Source organism: Bacteroidia bacterium (assembly GCA_027493955.1).
Classification (GTDB): Bacteria; Bacteroidota; Ignavibacteria; order SZUA-365; family SZUA-365; genus JAOSJT01.
In genome coordinates, this window is the sequence record JAOSJT010000001.1 from 123,756 (window position 1) to 141,859 (window position 18,104).

The window sequence follows — 18,104 nt, forward strand, 5'->3', positions numbered from 1 at the left end:
GCGAAAAGGAAAAAGGGTGAAATGGTAGGACGCTATTTGATGAGCATTCTTACCTTTTCACCATTTTTCCTTTTCACCGTTTCACGAGCGTCCGACGGTCCACACCGATCAGGCGAAATCGTCAATCGTTCCGCCTATAGGCGGATCAATCGAAAATACAAAAGCCTGACCACGTGACGGACAGGCTTTTTCGTTCAGTGAACGTGCACAGAAAGGTATACTGCAATATACTCGTGCGGAGAGGCGTTGTCAAGAACAAGTCTAAATACGCTTTACCGCGTCAAGACGAGCGGGGAGATTTCTCAGGTGTCGAGGCGGAAGAGACGACGCGCACGGTTCAGCACGCGCTGTGTCCCCGTGCCCAGAATGATCCCGGTGGAGAGCAAAGCGCCGACGGTGTTCGCGATCATGTCGTAGGGATCGAGCATACGGGATGTGGCGACATCCTGATACACCTCGCTGAGTATACCGAAAGCGACGGTGGCGGCGAACGAGGCAAAAAGCGCTTTCGCAGGGGAGGAAAATCGTGGCAGCGGAAGCTCCAGCGCAAGCCAGAGCAGGGCTTGCTGAACACCGAAAAGCAGAATATGCGCTATCTTGTCCGGCTGCCAGATCCGGACGACAGGGAAGGACGTCCCCGGGAGCGACAGCAGGGTCATGATGAACAGGAACCAGACGACGGCGGGGAGAGCGGTACGCAAGCGAGCGCGTCGTTCATCCTGTGACATGCGGAGAAAAATCCTTCAGAATCGACGCAAAGGAGGAAAGCAGATCCGTCGCGATCAGACCGTATTCCCCAACCCGATCTCTTGCGTGATCTCCCGCCTGACCGTGGAGATACACCCCCGCGCTGGCAGCGTGCTCCGATGAACAACCCTGAGCGCGGAATCCGGCTATGATACCGCTCAGCACGTCTCCCGCGCCGGCGGTCGCCATACCGGGGTTGCCGGTGGGATTGATAAAGACGTTTCCGTCTCTGCTGGCGATAACTGTCGGAGCGCCTTTGAGTACCAGTGTCACACCGAACTCCACCGCGAAGGTCTGCGACAAACTTATGCGTTTGGTCTCGATCTCCTCCTTGGATTGCGAGACAAGACGTGAAAATTCTCCCACATGCGGTGTCAGAATAACCTCCGCGTTGGTTTTTTGCAGCAGGTTGAGATGACCACCGAGCGCGTACAAAGCATCTGCGTCCAGCAACAGCGGTGCGGATGCGTGTTCGACAATGCGGCGGACCAGATTCTGCGTTTCGTACTGTCGGGAAATTCCGGGACCGATTACAGTGATACTTGCGCTGTTGATACGCTCGAGTATTTTGTCGAAATCCTTGAGACTGAGCGTTCCTTCATCGGTCTCATTCAGGGGAACCGTCATGACTTCCGTGAGCTTGATCTCGAAAATCGAATTCAGGCTGGCCGGTACTCCGAGATGCACGATCCCCGCTCCGCTCCGCAACGCCGCTTCGGAGGCCAGGACGGCCGCACCGGTCAGTCCGACGGATCCGGCGAGGACGAAGACGTTCCCCATCTGGTATTTGTGGACGTCGAATGCGCGTCGGGGCAGCATAGCGATGACGTCGCGACTTTCGAGGAGGAATGCGCTCGCGGCGCTGCGCAGCACAGCCGCGTCCGGCAGCCCGATGTCAACCACGCGGACCTTCCCGGCATGCGCGCGGCCTTTGCGAAGAAGTACCCCGCGCTTGTAGGCACCCATGGTGGCAGTGCACCCGGCGCGCACGGCACAGCCGAGAACATCCCCTGTATCGGCACTGATTCCTGTGGGTACATCGATGGACAGAACAGGAACCGGCGAGGAATTGATGACCTCGACAACCTCCGCGAGTTCTCCCGTAAGGGGCGAGGCAAGACCAGTACCGAGCATGGCGTCTACGAGCAGGGCGGGTCCTTGCCGGAGGAGATCCGCGAGTTGGGCGCTGCCTCGGAAAAGGGATACATGCAGGGTATCGCTGCTGCTCTCCATGCGCCGGAGAATGTCGAGATTCGTGCGAGCGTCTCCCAGAATACTCTCATCCGGAGCCAGTGTCAATACATCCACGTGAACGCCGCGGTTGTGCAGATGACGGGCGATCGCGAAGCCGTCCCCTCCGTTGTTGCCTTTCCCGCATACGATCAGAACGCGTTTCCCGGAGAGAGGCCCGAATTCCGCTTCGGCCACATCTGCCGAACCGCGGGCGGCATTTTCCATGAGTACAACACCAGGAATGCCAAATTCCTCGATACCTGTCTGATCGCAGGCGCGTATCTCATCAGAAGTGAAAACGGGCAGCATTTACGATTTTCGATTAAACGATGTACGATATACGATTTGACGATTAGGAGGGAGGCCGAAGCTATGTATGTTGATGGCTCTTGTGTCGATATATGCGAGCGAAGGTGGGAGAGAGTGATGCAGCATACAAAACAGCGGTCCCGCCTGGCATCTCTCATGATTTCGCTCCAGGGCTCGGGCAGGAACTGCAATCTCCGTGCTCTGCTCTCCGCGCTCAGCTCTCCGCGCTCAGAACAATCCGTTCATCCAGGCCAGTACGACGGCGGGGAAGAGGCCAATGAGAAAAATGGCAGCGGTGGAAAGAATGAGCGCCGACGTGCCGGCACCCGTCGCATCCACTGCGGATTGCGCCTCGCCTTCCTGGAAAAACATCACGACGGTCACGCGCAAATAGTAATACACCGATATCATGCTGGTAATGACGCCGACAATGGTCAGCCAGGTATAGCCGCCCTCTATCGCCGCGACGAAAATGTAGTATTTACCGAAAAAGCCGGCCAGGGGCGGTAGTCCTACCAGAGAGAACATGAACACCGCCATGAGCACAGCCAGCATCGGACTGCGTTTGAACAGTCCACGGAAATCCTCGATCTCGGTTCCACGCTGCTCTGAATTCTCAATGATGGAAATGATGCCGAAGGCGCCAATATTGGTAAAGGTATAGGAAATCAGATAGAAGAGCACACCAGCGATGCTCATATCGGCTCCAACGGTGATACCGATCAGCATATAGCCCGCGTGAGCGATGCTCGAATACGCCAGCATGCGTTTGACATTGCTCTGCGAAATTGCAACCAGGTTACCGACGATCATGGATGCCACGGACAATACCGCAAGAACAGTGTTCATGCTGCTTCCGGTAAAGTCGAAAGTCGCGGTGAAAACCAGCAGCAGGGAGGAAAACGCGGCGGCCTTCGCGCCGGTAGACATGAATGCCGTGACCATGGTGGGTGAGCCTTCGTATACGTCCGGAACCCACATGTGAAAAGGGACAGAGCCGACTTTAAACGCGAAGCCGACAAGGAGCAGACCGGCCCCTGTCAGAAACAGGGGCTCGGTCTTGTATGCGGTTATGTTCTGTGCAATCTCCAGAATGTTCGTGCTTCCCGTGCTGCCGTACATCAGGGCAATGCCATACAGGAAGAATCCCGATGCAAAGGAACCGAGCAGGAAGTACTTCAGCGCGGCTTCGTTCGATTTGTGCATCCGGCGGGTGGCGCCCGCAAGTACGTACAGGCTGATGGACATCAGTTCCAGTCCGATGAACGTCACCACGAGATCGATGCCCGCGGCGAACGTCATCATGCCGGCTACCGCGAAGAGAATCAAATGGAAGAACTCTCCGAAGTTGGCACCGATTTTCGCGATGTACTCTCTCGAAAGGAGTATCGTTAGTCCCGCTGCGGTCAGGAACAGTATGGCTGTCACGCTCGCGAAGCCGCCCGTCAACACCGAGCCTCCGAAGGCGGTACCGTTGTCGGGATACAGCAGTATCGCGAAAACAATGTTCACCGCTATACCGAGCAGCGAAACCCAATACTCCGCGGCGAGCGGATTCTTTTTCAGCGCGTTGATCAGCACGACGATGAGCGAAAGCGCGACCATGCCGGCGATCGGCCCTGTGCGAATGGTGTCGTTAATCAGTTGTTCCATTGTACCTGTCGGATGCGTCGAATGCGATTGCGGTCAATTGAAATACAGCAGCCACACCAGGAAAAAGATGGGCAGAAGTATGGGAATGGCAAAGCGGAACAGATAGCCGAAAAAGCTCGGCATTTTGGCGCCCGCCTGCTCGGCGATGGACTTCACCATGAAGTTCGGCGCGTTGCCGATATACGTCATTGCGCCGAAAAACACGGCGGCAACGCTGATCGCGACGACGTAAATGTCGTGCAGTCCGATCAGAATGGAGACGTTGATATCATCGAGCGGGACATTGCCGGACGCGACCATGTCACCATGGTACCGCACCAGCACCTCCACCGTCGTGCGCACCTCCTGCGAGTACTGCGCGAAATTCGGGGCGTTCAGCGCGCCATTCGCGATCACCTCCTGCACCTGCGTTACCAGCTCGGGTCGCACGAGCAGGCCGATCTCCGCGCTAAGGAAATTCAGATACGTCGGGGCGTTGTCGAGGAAGGAAGACAACGCTCCAGTGCCCCAATAGAACTGTCCTGCGCTGGAGATGCCGAGCGATGCCGCATTCAACTCCAACCAGTCCAATGCGGGCACCATAGTCGCAAAAAGCCCGAGGAACAGGAAGCCTACTTCCTTGATCGGGAAGAAATTGAAATCGTTGGCCCGATGAATATCGCGCTTCGTCGTAAAATACGATGCGGCGGCAGCGATAATCATGATCGCCTCACGCACGAACGGAGGATCCTGGATGAAGACGGCGATGAGGATCAGGAGAAGGAAGCCGATATTGTGCATGCCCTGCAGTTTCGTCTCGTCGCCGGCCTCGTTCTGTCTGGCGCGGACATCAACCGGTACCTTCTTGTAGTAGTATGTGTCGATAGCAATGAAGACCGCAAGAACGATGCCGATCGTCAGAAGCCATATCATCCACACATTCTCCATCACCCAGAAGAAGGGGATACCCTTCAGATACCCCAGAAACAGAGGGGGATCGCCGATGGGCGTGAGCGCACCGCCGATATTGCTGACGATGAAAATGAAGAAAATGATGTGGTAGGCGTGCAGACGCGATTTGTTGTTCCGCATGAACGGCCGGATCAGAATCATCGATGCGCCGGTCGTACCTACCAGATTCGAAAGCACAGCGCCGATCAGCAGCAACACTGTGTTCTTCACCGGTGACGCATAGCCCTTGAGGTTGATGTGCATTCCGCCTGCGACGACGAAAAGCGAACCTACGAGACAGATGAAGCTGAAATACTCGATCCCCGAATGCAGCATGCGCACCGGGTTGTGGAGGAAAAAGACGTAATAGACTATGGTGATCAACCCGAGGCCGATCGCCACATGAGGGAAGTAGTGCTCCCACCAATGCTTGTTGATGAACGGCATCAGAGCGATGGCGAGCAGCAACACGACAAAGGGGATGATCATGAGAGGATTGGGCTCAATTACATGCGAGACGCCTTCCGACGCGAACGCCGGAAGTGTCGTCAGCATGAGAGCCGCGAGTGCGCCGAGGCACACTTTGACTGCGTAAGCCAGGGTTTTCAACGAAATACTCCTGTTGAACATCACGGTTGTTTGGGTGCAGTCTCCGTCATCGTTGCACCGCTCCGTACGTGTTCCAGTTTGTCGACCACTCGTTGCATGGTCGGCTCGGACTTGGACAGAAATGTTGACGGGTACACGCCGATCCAGAAAATGAAGAGGATGATCGGTAGAAGAAGGCCGATCTCACGTTTGCTCAGATCGGGCAGAGACTCGTTTTCCGGATTTCTCGAAACGCCGAACACCACCCTCTGATACATCCACAGCATGTACACCGCCGCGAGCACAACGCCGGTCGAGGCGAACACAACATACCAGATGGATCCCAGCACGCCGGAGTTGAAAGAGCCGAGGAGAATCAGAAATTCTCCGACAAACCCGTTCGTGCCCGGCAAGCCGATGGACGAAAGTGTCACGATGAGAAAGAAGGTTGAAAATACCGGAATGGAGCGAGCCAGTCCGCCAAAATCCTCGATCATGCGCGTATGCCGACGATCATAAATCATACCCACGATGAGGAAGAGCGCCCCTGTCGACAATCCGTGATTGATCATCTGAATGAGTCCGCCCTGCAAACCGGCAGTGGTCATACCGAACAACCCGAGCAGGATGAAACCCATGTGACTCACGGAACTGTAGGCGACGAGTTTCTTCACGTCCTTCTGTACCATCGATACAAGCGCGCCGTAAATGATTCCGACAACACCGAGAACCGAAAGGAGCGATGCGAATTCTATCGAAGACTGCGGGAAGAGCTGAAGATTGAAACGGATGAGGCCGTATGTGCCCATCTTGAGCAAAACGCCTGCGAGTATGACCGATCCTCCCGTTGGTGCCTGAACGTGCGCATCAGGCAGCCAGGTGTGCAGCGGGAAGGCCGGTACCTTGATAAGGAAACTCAGTGCAAACGCCGCGAACATCCACTGCTGGATCTGCAAGGGTACCGTGGGTGCGATCTCGAACAGCTCAACGATATTCGTCGTGAATACACCGCCCGGCATTGTCGACGCGTAATACCCGAGCCAGATGATCGCGATCAGCATGAGCAGTGATCCGACCATCGTGTAAATGAAGAATTTCACCGTCGCATATATGCGATCCTTGCCGCCCCAGATACCGATGATGAAGTACATCGGGATCAGTATCAGTTCCCAGAACACATAGAAAAGAAATGTGTCCAGCGCCACGAACACGCCGATCATCGCCGTCTCGAGCAGCAGCATCATAGCGATGTACAGCGCGATGTTTTTTTGTATCGATGTCCACGAGGAAAGCAGAACGATGGGGGTGAGGAAGGTCGTAAGCAAGACCAGCAGCATGGACAGTCCGTCAACACCCACGTGATAACTCACGTTCAGCGAAGGTATCCAGAGGACGCGCTCGACGAACTGCATGCCGGGATTGCCGGCGTCGTAGCCGAAGTACAACGGAAGCGACAGCGCGAATACCACGAGAGAGGAGAGTAGCCCTGCCCATCGCGCGCCTTCGGCGCTACGGCGGAACAACAGGACGATGGCGGCTCCGATCAGCGGGAGGAAAAGCAGGTAGGTCAGCAGGTGTGGGATCATCGCGATTCCGTCAGCTCAATATGATCAATCCAAGGACAACCGCGATTCCAAGAACCACGAGCATGGCATATTGCTGTACCACGCCGGTCTGGATAACGCGAAGGGCGGAACTGCCCGCAGCCGTGAGTTTCCCGAGGCCATTGACAATTCCGTCAATGATGCGTACGTCGAATACACGGAAGAGGAGAGACTCGGATGTTTTCACCATCGGCTTGACAACCGTGGTATCGTAGGCCTCGTCCACAAAATATTTGTTTGCCAGAAGCTTGTACAGTCCGCCGGCTTTCATGAGCTTTGTGTCGGCGTTGGGATCCTTCAGGAACATGCTGCGACCAAGCCAGAAGCCCGTGATGCCGATAAGCACGCTGATACCCATGAGGGCGTACTCGAGCGCGTGGTCATGATGCTCGGCCAGGCGCATCGTTGCCTCGGCCTGCGAGAAAACAGGGTGAAGCCATTGATGAATGGCATTGCCTCCGCCCAACACCGCCGGAACACCGACGAAACCGCCGACAACAGCCAGCGCGGCCAACACGATCAGCGGAATGGTCATCGTCGCGGGCGATTCGTGCGGATGTTTGTCGTGCCCCCAGCGCGCTTCGCCCTCAAAGGTCAGGGTTACCATGCGGAACATGTAGAATGCCGTCATAAGGGCTGCGGCCGCACCGAGCAGCCAAAGCACGGCGGAACCATCGGCGAAAGCCTTCCACAGGATTTCATCCTTCGAGAAAAAGCCCGACAACGGGGGGAAGCCGGCGATGGCGAAACTGGAAATCAGAAAGGTCCAGTATGTGCGCGGCATGATTTTTTTCAGACCACCCATGCGGCGGATGTCCTGCTCTTCGTGCAGGGCATGGATGACCGAGCCAGATCCAAGGAACAGGCATGCCTTGAAAAAGGCATGGGTCATCACATGGAAAATGGCTGCTGTAAACGCTCCCACGCCCAGTGCCAGGAACATATATCCCAACTGGCTGACGGTGGAATATGCGAGCACTTTCTTGATGTCGTTCTGCGCGATACCGATGGAAGCGGCCATGATGGCCGTCACAGCGCCGACGATTGCCACGATCATCATCGCATCGGGCGCCAGGGCATATAACGCGGAATTACGCGCAACCATGTACACTCCTGCGGTGACCATGGTCGCGGCATGAATGAGAGCGGAAACCGGTGTCGGACCCGCCATCGCATCGGGAAGCCAGACGAAGAGGGGAATCTGTGCGCTCTTGCCGGTCGCGCCGATGAAGAGCAGCAATGTGATCCAAAACATCGTGCTGTCGCCGGGCGCCAATGCGCCTGCCTCGCCCATGACTTCGCGGAAGGTCAGTGTGCCGAATTCCCGGAAAATCAGAAACATGCCGAGCATGAAGGCAAAGTCACCGATACGGTTGACCCAAAACGCCTTGTTCGCCGCGTCACCCGTCCACGTGATGCTGGTGCCGGGAAATTTCCTGTCGTACCAAAAGCCGATCAGCAGGTACGAGCACAGTCCCACGCCTTCCCATCCAAGAAACATGAGAAGGAAATTGTCCGCCAAAACCAGGTTCAGCATCGCGAAAATGAACAGGTTCAGGTAGGTGAAGAAGCGCCAGAACCCGCGGTCGCCATGCATGTAGCCGATGGAATATACGTGGATGAGGAAGCCCACACCGGTCACCACCAGCGTCATGAGTATGGACAGCTGATCCACCTGATAGGCGGCGGAAACCTTGAATGACCCTACCGCCAGCCACGTGAACAGTGTCACGACATGGCTGCGCTCCTCCGGCGCCGCGCCCAGCATTTCGATGAATATCAGCGCTGCGACGACGAAGGACAAACCCACGGCGGCGCTGCCGATGGCTCCGACGAGAGATTCGCTCCTGATTTTCCTCCCGAACAGCCCGTTAATGAGCAGGCCGATCAGCGGGAAGAGGACAATGAACCCGGCGTATTGATGCATGGAAAATGATGGACGTTAAACAGTGACTGTGTGATGCCGAAGCGGTGCTCTGTCACCACTTTAAGAGATTGACGTCGTTGATGCTGACGGTTTGCTTATTCCTGAACAGCGCGATCACGATCGCGAGACCAACCGCGGCCTCGGCGGCGGCGACGGCCATGACGAAGAAAACGAAAATCTGACCTGCCGCATCGCCAAGGAAGGCGCTGAATGAAACGAAGGTCAGATTCACCGAGTTGAGCATCAGCTCGATGCACATGAATATGATGATGGCGTTTCTGCGCGTCAATACCCCGACCACGCCGGTCGTGAACATGATGGCGCTGACAATGAGATAAAAATGAATCGGTACCATGTAACGGTCGTTTCTCCTTCGTCAGGGGAATTGCTTCTTCGCGAGTACCACTGCTCCGATCATTGCCGCAAGCAACAGCACGGAAGTGATTTCCACAACAAACACGTATTCGGTGAACAGAACCCCGCCGATGTGCTCAACGGTACCAATGACCGATGCTTGCGGGGACTGCGCAGTCATGGCGTCGAGCGTGCTTCCGCCTTTCCATAACAACACCTGCAGTATCAGCAGTAAAGTCACGGACGCCAGCGCAACGCCGATAAATTGCGAGGCTTTGAGATGCTCACGTAACGGCGCGTCACTCTGCAGATTGAGCAGCATGATGACGAACAACACCAGCACCATGATCGCGCCGGCATAGACGAGTATCTGTATCACGGCAACAAATTGCGCGTGCAGCGTCAGATACATCCCCGCGAGCGCGATGAAATTGAGTATGAGAAAGAGCGCACTGTTGACCGGATTCGCCCTTGTGATCATCAAAATCCCGGACAAAACCGCGGTTACTGCCAGGACAAGGAAAAAAATCATTTCGGAAGACACACTTTCTCCGGGAGAATAGAGGTTCGGCACTAATCATGGCAATATAGCCCGAGGGGGCCTTTCATACAAACCGCAACGTCGTTGCGCGTGCGTCCATTACCGAAGTCCGGACAAGAAAGCGCAGTGTTGATCGCCATGAGCGGTGCCGGGGGTCGCCTTCGGACAGGCCCCGTATGCGAACGTGAAGCGCAAGCCTCACTGACGGAAGCGGCCTGCGTGTCTGCCTGCTACGACGGCTGTGGTTCGTAGGCAAGCCATTGTGTGCGCAAATCCACGAGCAGCTCTTCGGGAAGCGCTTTTACCTCTACGCGGTTGATCGAATGCACCGGGAAGGGACCGAGTAGCGAATTGCTCAACAGTATGGCGGATTTGAGCAGCCGCTCCGGCGTCACAACACCCGTTGCCACATTCGCTCCCTTGCCGCGCAAAATTTCGATGAGGATGTCCCGGGAAATGCTCGGCAAAGCATCCGGAGTCTCGGGCACGATCCAACGGCCCCGATAGAACAGCAACAGCGCTGCGATGCTGGTTTCAGCCACGTTCCCGTTGCGATCGAGCAGCACCATGTCGTCGAAGCCGTGTAGCCGCGCCGAGTGCAACGCCATTCGCGCAGCGAGGTAGCTGCTGCTTTTATGCACGGTGAGCGGGCCGCCCTGCACACGTCCGTCGAGCCCCAGTCTCCAGGGCATGGAAAGAGCCGGCCTCAGGTAGGGCTCGGCGGTAATGAACAAGGTAGGACGTCGCACCGGCTGATACGCAGTGATGTCCCCGGGAGTAGCGAGTATTTTCACGCGCACCTGTCCGTGATCAAGACTGTTCTTCTTCAGCACCGAGGTGATGCCCGTCCGCAACTCATCGTCGCTTTCCACGATGGGAATTCCCAGTTTCTCCGCCGATCCGCGTAAGCGCGCGAGGTGACGCCCGAGTACGCGGGGAGTTCCGTCTATGCACAGGAGCGTTTCGAAAAGTCCGGCGCCGAACTGAAAGCCCGCGTCGAAGACGGAGATGGTCGCATCGTGCAAGTGCACGAGTGAGCCGTTGAGGTAGACTATTCCTCGCATCTATCGTCCAGTGTTCGTGAAATATCGATTCCAAGAAATTTGAAAAACGTCCCTCCCTTGTGCAACGTTTCAAGATACTCCGCTTCGGGATCCGAGTCGTAGACGATGCCCCCGCCCAGTGAGAGGTGACAGACGCCGTGACGCAGTATCGCCGTGCGTATCGCAATGTTGAAATCACACCGGCCGCCCGCGGCAATATAGCCGATGGCACCGGTGTACACATGCCGTGTCGAAGACTCGAGCTCCGCGACAATCTCCATTGCCCGGATTTTCGGACATCCGGTAATGGATCCACCGGGAAAAAGGGCGCGGAACACCTCTCCGACCCTTGTGCCGGGCGTCAGCCGGCCCTCGACCACGGAAACGAGATGCTGCACATTCGCATAGCGCTCGAGTCGCTTGTGCGCCGTCACCTTCACACTTCCCGTGGCACAGATGCGACCCAGATCATTGCGCTCAAGATCAACGATCATGGAAAGTTCAGCATCATCCTTCGGGTTGCTAACAAGATCCTGTGCCAGGGCTTCGTCCTCTTCCGGTGTCGCGCCCCGCGGCCGCGTCCCCTTGATCGGGCGCGTTTCAATTCGTCCGTCGTCGAGGAAGAAGAATCGCTCCATGGAGGTGCAGAGAATGTCGTGCTCCGGCGCATGTATCCATGCAGCGAAGGGAGATGGGTTCGCCTCAACCAGCTTTTTCCAGAGTGTTCGCGCGTCGCCGGTCAGGCGAATATGAAAGCGCTGCGCGAGATTCACCTGATATACATCCCCGTCGTGAATGTGCTTCCGGACGGTCTCGGCCTTGTGGAGATATGCACGCTCGGTCCAGTCCGCGAAGGTCACAGACGTGTCGTGCAATGGCGTATCGGGAACGAAGGGAATCTCATCGATGCGCTTCCCCTCGTCGTCGCACCAGATGAAACGGCGGGATTCGATTGTGCCGCCGGCGTGTTCATACACAAGAGTGCGGGAGGGAAGAAGGAAAAGCAGATCCGGCAAGCTGAGTTCGTCATGCGCGTGGACGCGCATGTCGTCGAGCAGTACCGCCGCTTCGTAGGCGACATATCCGCCAAGCAGCGGGGCATCCTTCCAAGCGTGCGGAGCAGCGGGCAGCAGCGATGCCAGCTCCTGGAGCACATCGAAAGGATGCGCTTCGAAGTGCGTTACCTGCAGACCGATCTGCAAACGGCACTGCATCGCTTTTGCGGTGAACAACACGACCGGACGCAGCATTGCCATGGAGTGCACGCTCAGGTCGTGCGCTCCTCCGCTGGCCAGAACGACTTCGTATCCGCCTCCGGCCGCCGCCTGACTGCGCGCAAGAAATTCCTGTACGTCGGTGCAGGGAGTGACGGAGGATTCGGTACAGCGGAACGTGAGTGATGGTATCATCGGTGTCGTTTCCCCTTCTCCCGCTCAACGAGAGCGAGAAAATTTCCGGCCATGGTATCGCCGTGTTGTGTAAGGAAGGATTCCGGATGAAACTGCACACCGTGGATCTCGAACGAGCGATGCCGCAGGGCCATGACGGTGCCGTCGCTGCCCCATGCCTGCTCGACGAGTTCGTCGCCTTTGCGGCGTATGGCAAGCGAGTGATAGCGGGCGGCGCGAAAGGGGCTCGGTACACCGAAAAACACACCGCTGCCATCGTGATGCACCTCGTCCGTTTTTCCGTGTACCGGGAAGGGAGCATGAACTGTCTCACCACCATAGACCTCATTGATCAATTGCATACCGAGGCATACACCCAGCACGGGAAGGACGCCGCTCCAATGCAGCAGTGCCTCGCGGCTTACGCCCGTCTCATCCGGACGGCCGGGGCCGGGGGAAATAAGCAAGGCGTCCGGACGCAACATCACCAACTCCTCCAGAGACACGCTGTTTCGACGTACCACCACGTCTGCACCGCCCGAGCTGAGGAGTTGCGCGAGGTTGTGCGTGAAAGAGTCGAAATTATCTATGAGCAGAAGTCGCATCAGGTAAAAATAGTCAGCGGCGCGCAATACCCATAACGAGCAGGCTGGGGTCGCGTCTCATGCGCCGTCGGCATCGCGGCAGGGTACAGCAGAGTGATGTGGCCCTTGAAGAAATGCCCGTGAGCGGTGACGCACACCCGGTTTGAGCCAAGGTATACAAAAAACGCCCTCCGAGGGGGGAGGGCGTTTGAAGGAAGCCAGAGGTGTGTAGAGATTACACCACGCCCTGTGCCATCATGGCATCGGCGACTTTCAGGAAGCCGGCGATGTTCGCGCCGTTGACGTAGTTGCCCGGGGTGCCGAAACGGTCCGAGGCCTGGACGCAGGATGTGTGAATGTTGTGCATGATCGTCTGCAGGTGTCTGTCCACTTCCTCGCGCGACCACGACATGCGAATGGAGTTCTGGCTCATTTCCAGACCGGAGGTGGCGACGCCGCCCGCGTTCGCGGCCTTGCCGGGGCCGTACAGCAGTTTGTGCTCGATGAACAGATCCACCGCGGCGGGTGTGGACGGCATGTTCGCGCCTTCGGAAATACAGATGCAGCCATTGGCGATAAGTGCTTTCGCATCGTCACCGTCGAGTTCGTTCTGTGTCGCGCAGGGCAGCGCCACATCGCAGGGAACGCTCCACACGCCCGTACCCTCGTAGTACTCGGCGTTCGGATACTGCTCCGTGTACTCCTTGATGCGACCGCGGCGGTTGTTCTTGAGATCCATGACGTAATCCCACTTCTCACCGCTGATGCCGTCCATATCCACGATATAGCCGGCGGAGTCGGACAAGGTCACGACTTTACCGCCGAGCTGATTCACCTTCTCGGTGGCATACTGCGCCACATTGCCCGAGCCGGAGACCACGACGGTCTTGCCTTCGAGCGACATGCCGCGCGTCCCGAGCATGTCGGCCGCGAAATATACACAGCCGTAGCCCGTGGCTTCCGGACGGATGAGCGACCCGCCCCAGGACAGGCCTTTACCGGTGAGCACGCCTTCAAACGCGTTGCGCAGCTTTTTGTACTGTCCGAACATGAAGCCGATCTCACGGCCGCCTACGCCGATATCGCCTGCCGGAACGTCGGTGTTCGGACCGATGTGGCGGAACAGCTCGCTCATAAGGCTCTGACAGAAGCTCATGACTTCATTGTCGGATTTTCCTTTCGGATCGAAATCGGAACCGCCCTTGCCGCCGCCCATGGGGAGTGTGGTGAGGCTGTTTTTGAATACCTGCTCGAAACCGAGGAACTTGAGAATGCCGAGATTCACGCTCGGGTGGAAGCGCAAGCCGCCCTTATAGGGACCGATGGCGGAGTTGAATTCGACGCGATAGCCGCGGTTGACCTGCACGTCGCCGTTGTCGTCCACCCATGGAATGCGGAACATGATCACACGTTCCGGCTCAACGATCCGTTCGAGGATTTTCGCCTTCCGGAATTCAGGATGCTTGTCGACAACGGGCAACAGCGAACCGATGACTTCCTCGACTGCCTGATGAAATTCGGGCTGGGCAGGATTCTTCGCCTTGACCTCGTTCATAAAATCGATGAGTGCGCTTGACATGAACCACTCCTTGGGATGATGATTGGTGGTGGAGATGTGGAGCCGGGGCGTTATGCCGCCGTTGGCTCCTTCTATCAGTGAAGATCACGTGTGCCGATATGATTGCCCTGGAAGTTCTATCGCGTACAAAAGGGTTTCGGACCCGACTCATTGAATAGCCTCACTACAAAACTACGACAGCGCCGTGCAACATGACGTAGGGAAATGGCGCGGATATTTGTAGGGAAAACCCTACACAGTTATATCGGTGATTGTAGTCTTACAATATGGCACACTGATGCATGAAAAACAAGAGCGCCGCGCTCCCACCAGCCGGTACGACGTGGTGACCGGCAATCGTCACACCTCAGCGGACCGCGTGCACATCCGCGGCGCGTACGGCACATGTCCGGGCGACGCGGCTGTTTGTACAACGCCGTATCGACAGTTACATTGACCTCCATGAACTTCCATCTCCCGATGAGTACTCTGCCATGAAACGCCAGCGAATAAAAAGCGACGAACTCCGCGATCTTATCGTTGATTCCGGTTTTGCCAATAAGGATGTCAGTCCGCAGGACCTGGACTTCAAGGATCTGATGCGCTTCCGTGTCAACAATATCCTGCTCGTGTCGAGTCGCTACGACTTCTATACGCTCGTGGATGACGGACAGCTGACAGAGGCCATCTTCAGCGAGTATCTGGAACTGAACCTGCATTACGCACCATCCATTACCCGCGTCTACTCCGGTGAGGCCGCGCTCGATGCGCTCGACAACAGCCGCTTCGATCTGGTCATCACGATGATGCGCCTCGGCGATATGCGACTCAAGGATTTTGTCGCCGCACTCAAGGCACAGCACCCCGATCTGCCCGTAGCCCTGCTGGGCTATCAGAGCAGGGAACTGCAAATCCTGATCAGCCAGGGCGCGGTGGACAAATTCGACCGCGTGTTCATATGGTCCGGCGACAGAAAGCTCTTCCTCGCCATTATCAAGTTGCTGGAGGACCTGGTCAACGCGCGCACCGATTGCATGGAGTTCGGCGTTCGCGCGATTCTGCTCGTCGAAGATTCGCCGCAATTCTATTCGTCGTATCTGCCACTGATTTATACCGAGCTCATCAAGCAGGGGCAGATGCTTATCGAGGAGGGGAAGAATTTCGCGGAAAAGCTGCTACGTCAGCGCGCCCGGCCGAAGATTCTTCACGCGATCAATTTCGAGGAGGCATGGCGCTATTTCCACAAGTACCGGCACGAGCTGCTCGGCATCATCACCGATATCAAATTTCCGATCAACGGTGTGGAGGATGAAAAAGCGGGCCTCAAGTTTATTCAGCGCGTCCGCGTGAAAAGTCCGGAACTTCCGGTTCTCGTGCAGTCATCCAGGGAGGATTTGCGGGAAGAAATCGCCATTCTGAATGCCGCCTTCTCGAATAAAAACTCCCGTATTCTGCTGCAGGAAGTGCGGGAGTTCATGCTGAACAACTTCGGCTTCGGCGATTTCATTTTCCGCATGCCCGATGGGACTGAGCTGGACCGCGCCCGGACGCTGCGGCAACTGCGGCAGAAGATGCGCATCATGCCGGAAGAGTCCATCCGGTATCACGCTTCACGAGACCATTTCAGCAATTGGCTTATGGCCAGGACGCGATTCCGGCTCGCACAGGAGATCAAACCGGTCAAAATCACGGAGTTCAAAACCACAGAGGAACTGCGACAGTACATCCTCACCAAGATCGACGAACTGGTGTTGCACGATGAGAGGGGACTGATAGCGGATTTCTCGCACGAGGAAGTCGATTCCCGATCTACCTTCCTGCGCATCGGCCGTGGCTCACTCGGTGGCAAGGCGCGTGGTCTGGCTTTCATCGATACGATTCTGAAGAATTATCTGCATCCATCGTATTTCCCGACCATGCGCATCAAAATTCCGCGATCCGTGATTCTCTGCACGGAGGTGTTCGCGCAATTCATGGAAGCGAACCAGCTGCTGCCGCAGGTGGTGCAGAACATATCCGATGAGGAGATTGTGGACTTGTTCATGCAGGCGCGTTTCCCGCAGAGCGTCGAGGAGGATTTGCGTGCCATCGTGCTGCGCAACACCCAACCCCTCGCGGTGCGTTCTTCCAGTCTGTTGGAAGATACACTCTATCAGCCCTTTGCGGGTATATACGCCACAGTGATGCTTCCCAACAGCAATGACGATCCGTACATCCGCTTCAAGGAACTCGAGCAGGCAATCAAATACGTCTATGCGTCCACCTACCTTCGCGGAGCCAAGAATTACATCGAGGCGACGGGGCATCGTCTCGAAGAAGAGCAGATGGCCGTCATCATTCAGGAAATGGTCGGCAGAAAATACGACAACTACTATTACCCGCATTATTCCGGCGTGGCGCGTTCGTACAATTACTATCCCTTCGGAGACGCACGGCAGGCGGACGGCATCGTGAATCTCGCCGTGGGACTGGGCAAGACCATTGTCGAGGGGGGCGTCAGTACGCAGTTCTGTCCCGTGTTCCCGACAATTCAACCGCAGTTCGCGACGCGAAAGGATTACTATGCCAATTCGCAGAAAAAATTCTATGCAGTGGATTTGAACGCCGAGCCGTTGAAGCAGAAGCCCAGTGAAGACGAAAATCTCGCACTGCTCGACCTCAAGATCGCCGAGCAGCATGGGACGCTCGACTACGCGGCGTCCACCTACTGTACCGAGGACGACACGCTGTATGAGGGCACCTTCAGAAAAGGCCTGCGCGTCACGAATTTTGCCCCGATTCTGCAATCCGAATTTATTCCTCTCGCAAAAATTCTGCGTCTCCTGATGCACTTGTGCGAGACGGCGATGAACTGCCCTGTCGAGATTGAGTTCGCAGGCACGTTGGGTGAGAGTTTCGACGACATTGCGGAATTCGATTTCCTCCAGGTACGCCCCATGGTGAAGGAAGAGGGCAGTGTGGATCTCGACGAGGCGCATATCGCCGCCTCGGACGTTCTGCTGTGGAGCGATAAGGTGCTGGGGAACGGCGTGTATCGTCTGCGGGATATCGTGTATGTGAAGCCGGACTCCTTCGAGAGCGCAAGAACGCAGGAGATGGCGAATGAGATCGCCGAAATCAACAAAGGATTGGTTGCGGAGCATACACCCTATCTGCTCATAGGGCCTGGTCGCTGGGGTTCAGCCGATCCCTGGCTCGGGATTCCCGTTCGATTCACCAGCATCGCCGGCGCTCACGCGGTGGTGGAAACTTCTCTGCCCAACATGCTGCCCGACCCTTCGCAGGGCTCGCATTTCTTCCAGAATCTCACGTCCTTCCACATCGCGTACTTCACGACAAGGCACTATAACGAGAAACACACTATCGACTGGGACTGGCTGAACGCGCAAGAAGGGGTGACGGAAACGCAGTGGATACGTCATGTCCGTCTGCCCGAAGATCTGGAAATTCGCGTGGACGGACAGACCGGACACGGCGTCATTCTGAAGCGGCTGCAGGTCGTGGAGGACTGACACGCGCCCGGTACAGCAGGACGCGGTGCTGTACACACCCTGTGCCGGGACAGACGCGCCGGGCCTTTGGTGCGTCACCGAAGCGATTCAATGGTATCGGTGGAATACAACAACAGCGCCCGGTTACCCGGGC

At 56.6% G+C, this 18,104-nt stretch carries 13 protein-coding genes; 1 reads left to right on the top strand and 12 read right to left on the bottom strand.

All coding sequences use genetic code 11. The features are described 5' to 3' along the window. Window positions 1-302: 302 nt before the first annotated feature. The 12 genes from M5R41_00570 to gdhA all read right to left on the bottom strand — a co-directional run bounded on the left by M5R41_00570 (window position 303) and on the right by gdhA (window position 14,480). The gene (locus tag M5R41_00570; protein MCZ7554879.1) at window positions 303-728 is read right to left on the bottom strand and encodes a VanZ family protein; all 426 of its coding nucleotides are present in this window, start codon (window positions 726-728) and stop codon (window positions 303-305) included. Further along, window positions 715-2,289 (bottom strand): NAD(P)H-hydrate dehydratase, encoded by a 1,575-nt coding sequence (locus tag M5R41_00575; GenBank protein ID MCZ7554880.1) that lies wholly within the window; start codon window positions 2,287-2,289, stop codon window positions 715-717. The genes M5R41_00570 and M5R41_00575 overlap by 14 nt, the downstream gene beginning before the upstream one ends. 228 nt (window positions 2,290-2,517) lie before the next feature. Beyond that, window positions 2,518-3,942, bottom strand: coding sequence for an NADH-quinone oxidoreductase subunit N (locus M5R41_00580; protein ID MCZ7554881.1), 1,425 nt, complete (start codon window positions 3,940-3,942; stop codon window positions 2,518-2,520). 33 nt (window positions 3,943-3,975) lie between these two features. After that, a complete protein-coding gene (locus tag M5R41_00585; GenBank protein ID MCZ7554882.1) occupies window positions 3,976-5,427 on the bottom strand; it encodes a sodium:proton antiporter in 1,452 nt (483 codons plus the stop codon). Window positions 5,428-5,501: 74 nt separating this feature from the next. After that, entirely contained in the window at window positions 5,502-7,046 is a 1,545-nt protein-coding gene (locus tag M5R41_00590; GenBank protein ID MCZ7554883.1) for an NADH-quinone oxidoreductase subunit M, read from the bottom strand. Between the two features lie 10 nt (window positions 7,047-7,056). Beyond that, entirely contained in the window at window positions 7,057-8,991 is a 1,935-nt protein-coding gene (nuoL, locus tag M5R41_00595) for an NADH-quinone oxidoreductase subunit L (protein ID MCZ7554884.1), read from the bottom strand. A gap of 52 nt (window positions 8,992-9,043) precedes the next feature. Continuing rightward, window positions 9,044-9,346, bottom strand: a complete 303-nt coding sequence (gene nuoK / locus M5R41_00600) for an NADH-quinone oxidoreductase subunit NuoK (GenBank protein ID MCZ7554885.1) — start codon at window positions 9,344-9,346, stop codon at window positions 9,044-9,046. 21 nt (window positions 9,347-9,367) lie between these two features. After that, window positions 9,368-9,826 carry an NADH-quinone oxidoreductase subunit J gene (locus tag M5R41_00605; protein ID MCZ7554886.1) on the bottom strand — a complete coding sequence of 153 codons (459 nt, stop codon included), beginning with the start codon at window positions 9,824-9,826 and terminating at the stop codon, window positions 9,368-9,370. Between the two features lie 290 nt (window positions 9,827-10,116). After that, complete coding sequence (locus M5R41_00610; protein MCZ7554887.1) at window positions 10,117-10,950, bottom strand: aminotransferase class IV; 834 nt, start codon at window positions 10,948-10,950, stop codon at window positions 10,117-10,119. Further along, window positions 10,938-12,338 carry an anthranilate synthase component I family protein gene (locus M5R41_00615; GenBank protein MCZ7554888.1) on the bottom strand — a complete coding sequence of 467 codons (1,401 nt, stop codon included), beginning with the start codon at window positions 12,336-12,338 and terminating at the stop codon, window positions 10,938-10,940. Before M5R41_00615 ends, M5R41_00610 begins: the two co-directional genes overlap by 13 nt. After that, window positions 12,335-12,922, bottom strand: coding sequence for an aminodeoxychorismate/anthranilate synthase component II (locus M5R41_00620; protein ID MCZ7554889.1), 588 nt, complete (start codon window positions 12,920-12,922; stop codon window positions 12,335-12,337). Before M5R41_00620 ends, M5R41_00615 begins: the two co-directional genes overlap by 4 nt. 214 nt (window positions 12,923-13,136) lie before the next feature. Continuing rightward, complete coding sequence (gene gdhA / locus M5R41_00625; GenBank protein ID MCZ7554890.1) at window positions 13,137-14,480, bottom strand: NADP-specific glutamate dehydrogenase; 1,344 nt, start codon at window positions 14,478-14,480, stop codon at window positions 13,137-13,139. Between the two features lie 473 nt (window positions 14,481-14,953). Between gdhA and M5R41_00630 the strand changes: the two genes are divergently transcribed. After that, window positions 14,954-17,971: a histidine kinase gene (locus M5R41_00630; GenBank protein MCZ7554891.1), complete on the top strand. Its 3,018-nt coding sequence runs from the start codon at window positions 14,954-14,956 to the stop codon at window positions 17,969-17,971. The last annotated feature ends 133 nt before the right edge of the window (window positions 17,972-18,104 follow it).

What these genes read in the sequence shown, in the direction of transcription:
- M5R41_00620 (MCZ7554889.1), bottom strand. Translation starts at nt 12,922, where the DNA reads ATGCGACTTCTGCTCATAGATAATTTCGACTCTTTCACGCACAACCTC.
- M5R41_00615 (MCZ7554888.1), bottom strand. Translation starts at nt 12,338, where the DNA reads ATGATACCATCACTCACGTTCCGCTGTACCGAATCCTCCGTCACTCCC.
- M5R41_00630 (MCZ7554891.1), top strand. Translation starts at nt 14,954, where the DNA reads ATGAAACGCCAGCGAATAAAAAGCGACGAACTCCGCGATCTTATCGTT.
- M5R41_00570 (MCZ7554879.1), bottom strand. Translation starts at nt 728, where the DNA reads ATGTCACAGGATGAACGACGCGCTCGCTTGCGTACCGCTCTCCCCGCC.
- M5R41_00580 (MCZ7554881.1), bottom strand. Translation starts at nt 3,942, where the DNA reads ATGGAACAACTGATTAACGACACCATTCGCACAGGGCCGATCGCCGGC.
- gdhA (MCZ7554890.1), bottom strand. Translation starts at nt 14,480, where the DNA reads ATGTCAAGCGCACTCATCGATTTTATGAACGAGGTCAAGGCGAAGAAT.
- M5R41_00610 (MCZ7554887.1), bottom strand. Translation starts at nt 10,950, where the DNA reads ATGCGAGGAATAGTCTACCTCAACGGCTCACTCGTGCACTTGCACGAT.
- M5R41_00590 (MCZ7554883.1), bottom strand. Translation starts at nt 7,046, where the DNA reads ATGATCCCACACCTGCTGACCTACCTGCTTTTCCTCCCGCTGATCGGA.
- M5R41_00575 (MCZ7554880.1), bottom strand. Translation starts at nt 2,289, where the DNA reads ATGCTGCCCGTTTTCACTTCTGATGAGATACGCGCCTGCGATCAGACA.
- M5R41_00605 (MCZ7554886.1), bottom strand. Translation starts at nt 9,826, where the DNA reads ATGATCACAAGGGCGAATCCGGTCAACAGTGCGCTCTTTCTCATACTC.
- M5R41_00585 (MCZ7554882.1), bottom strand. Translation starts at nt 5,427, where the DNA reads ATGCTGACGACACTTCCGGCGTTCGCGTCGGAAGGCGTCTCGCATGTA.
- nuoK (MCZ7554885.1), bottom strand. Translation starts at nt 9,346, where the DNA reads ATGGTACCGATTCATTTTTATCTCATTGTCAGCGCCATCATGTTCACG.
- nuoL (MCZ7554884.1), bottom strand. Translation starts at nt 8,991, where the DNA reads ATGCATCAATACGCCGGGTTCATTGTCCTCTTCCCGCTGATCGGCCTG.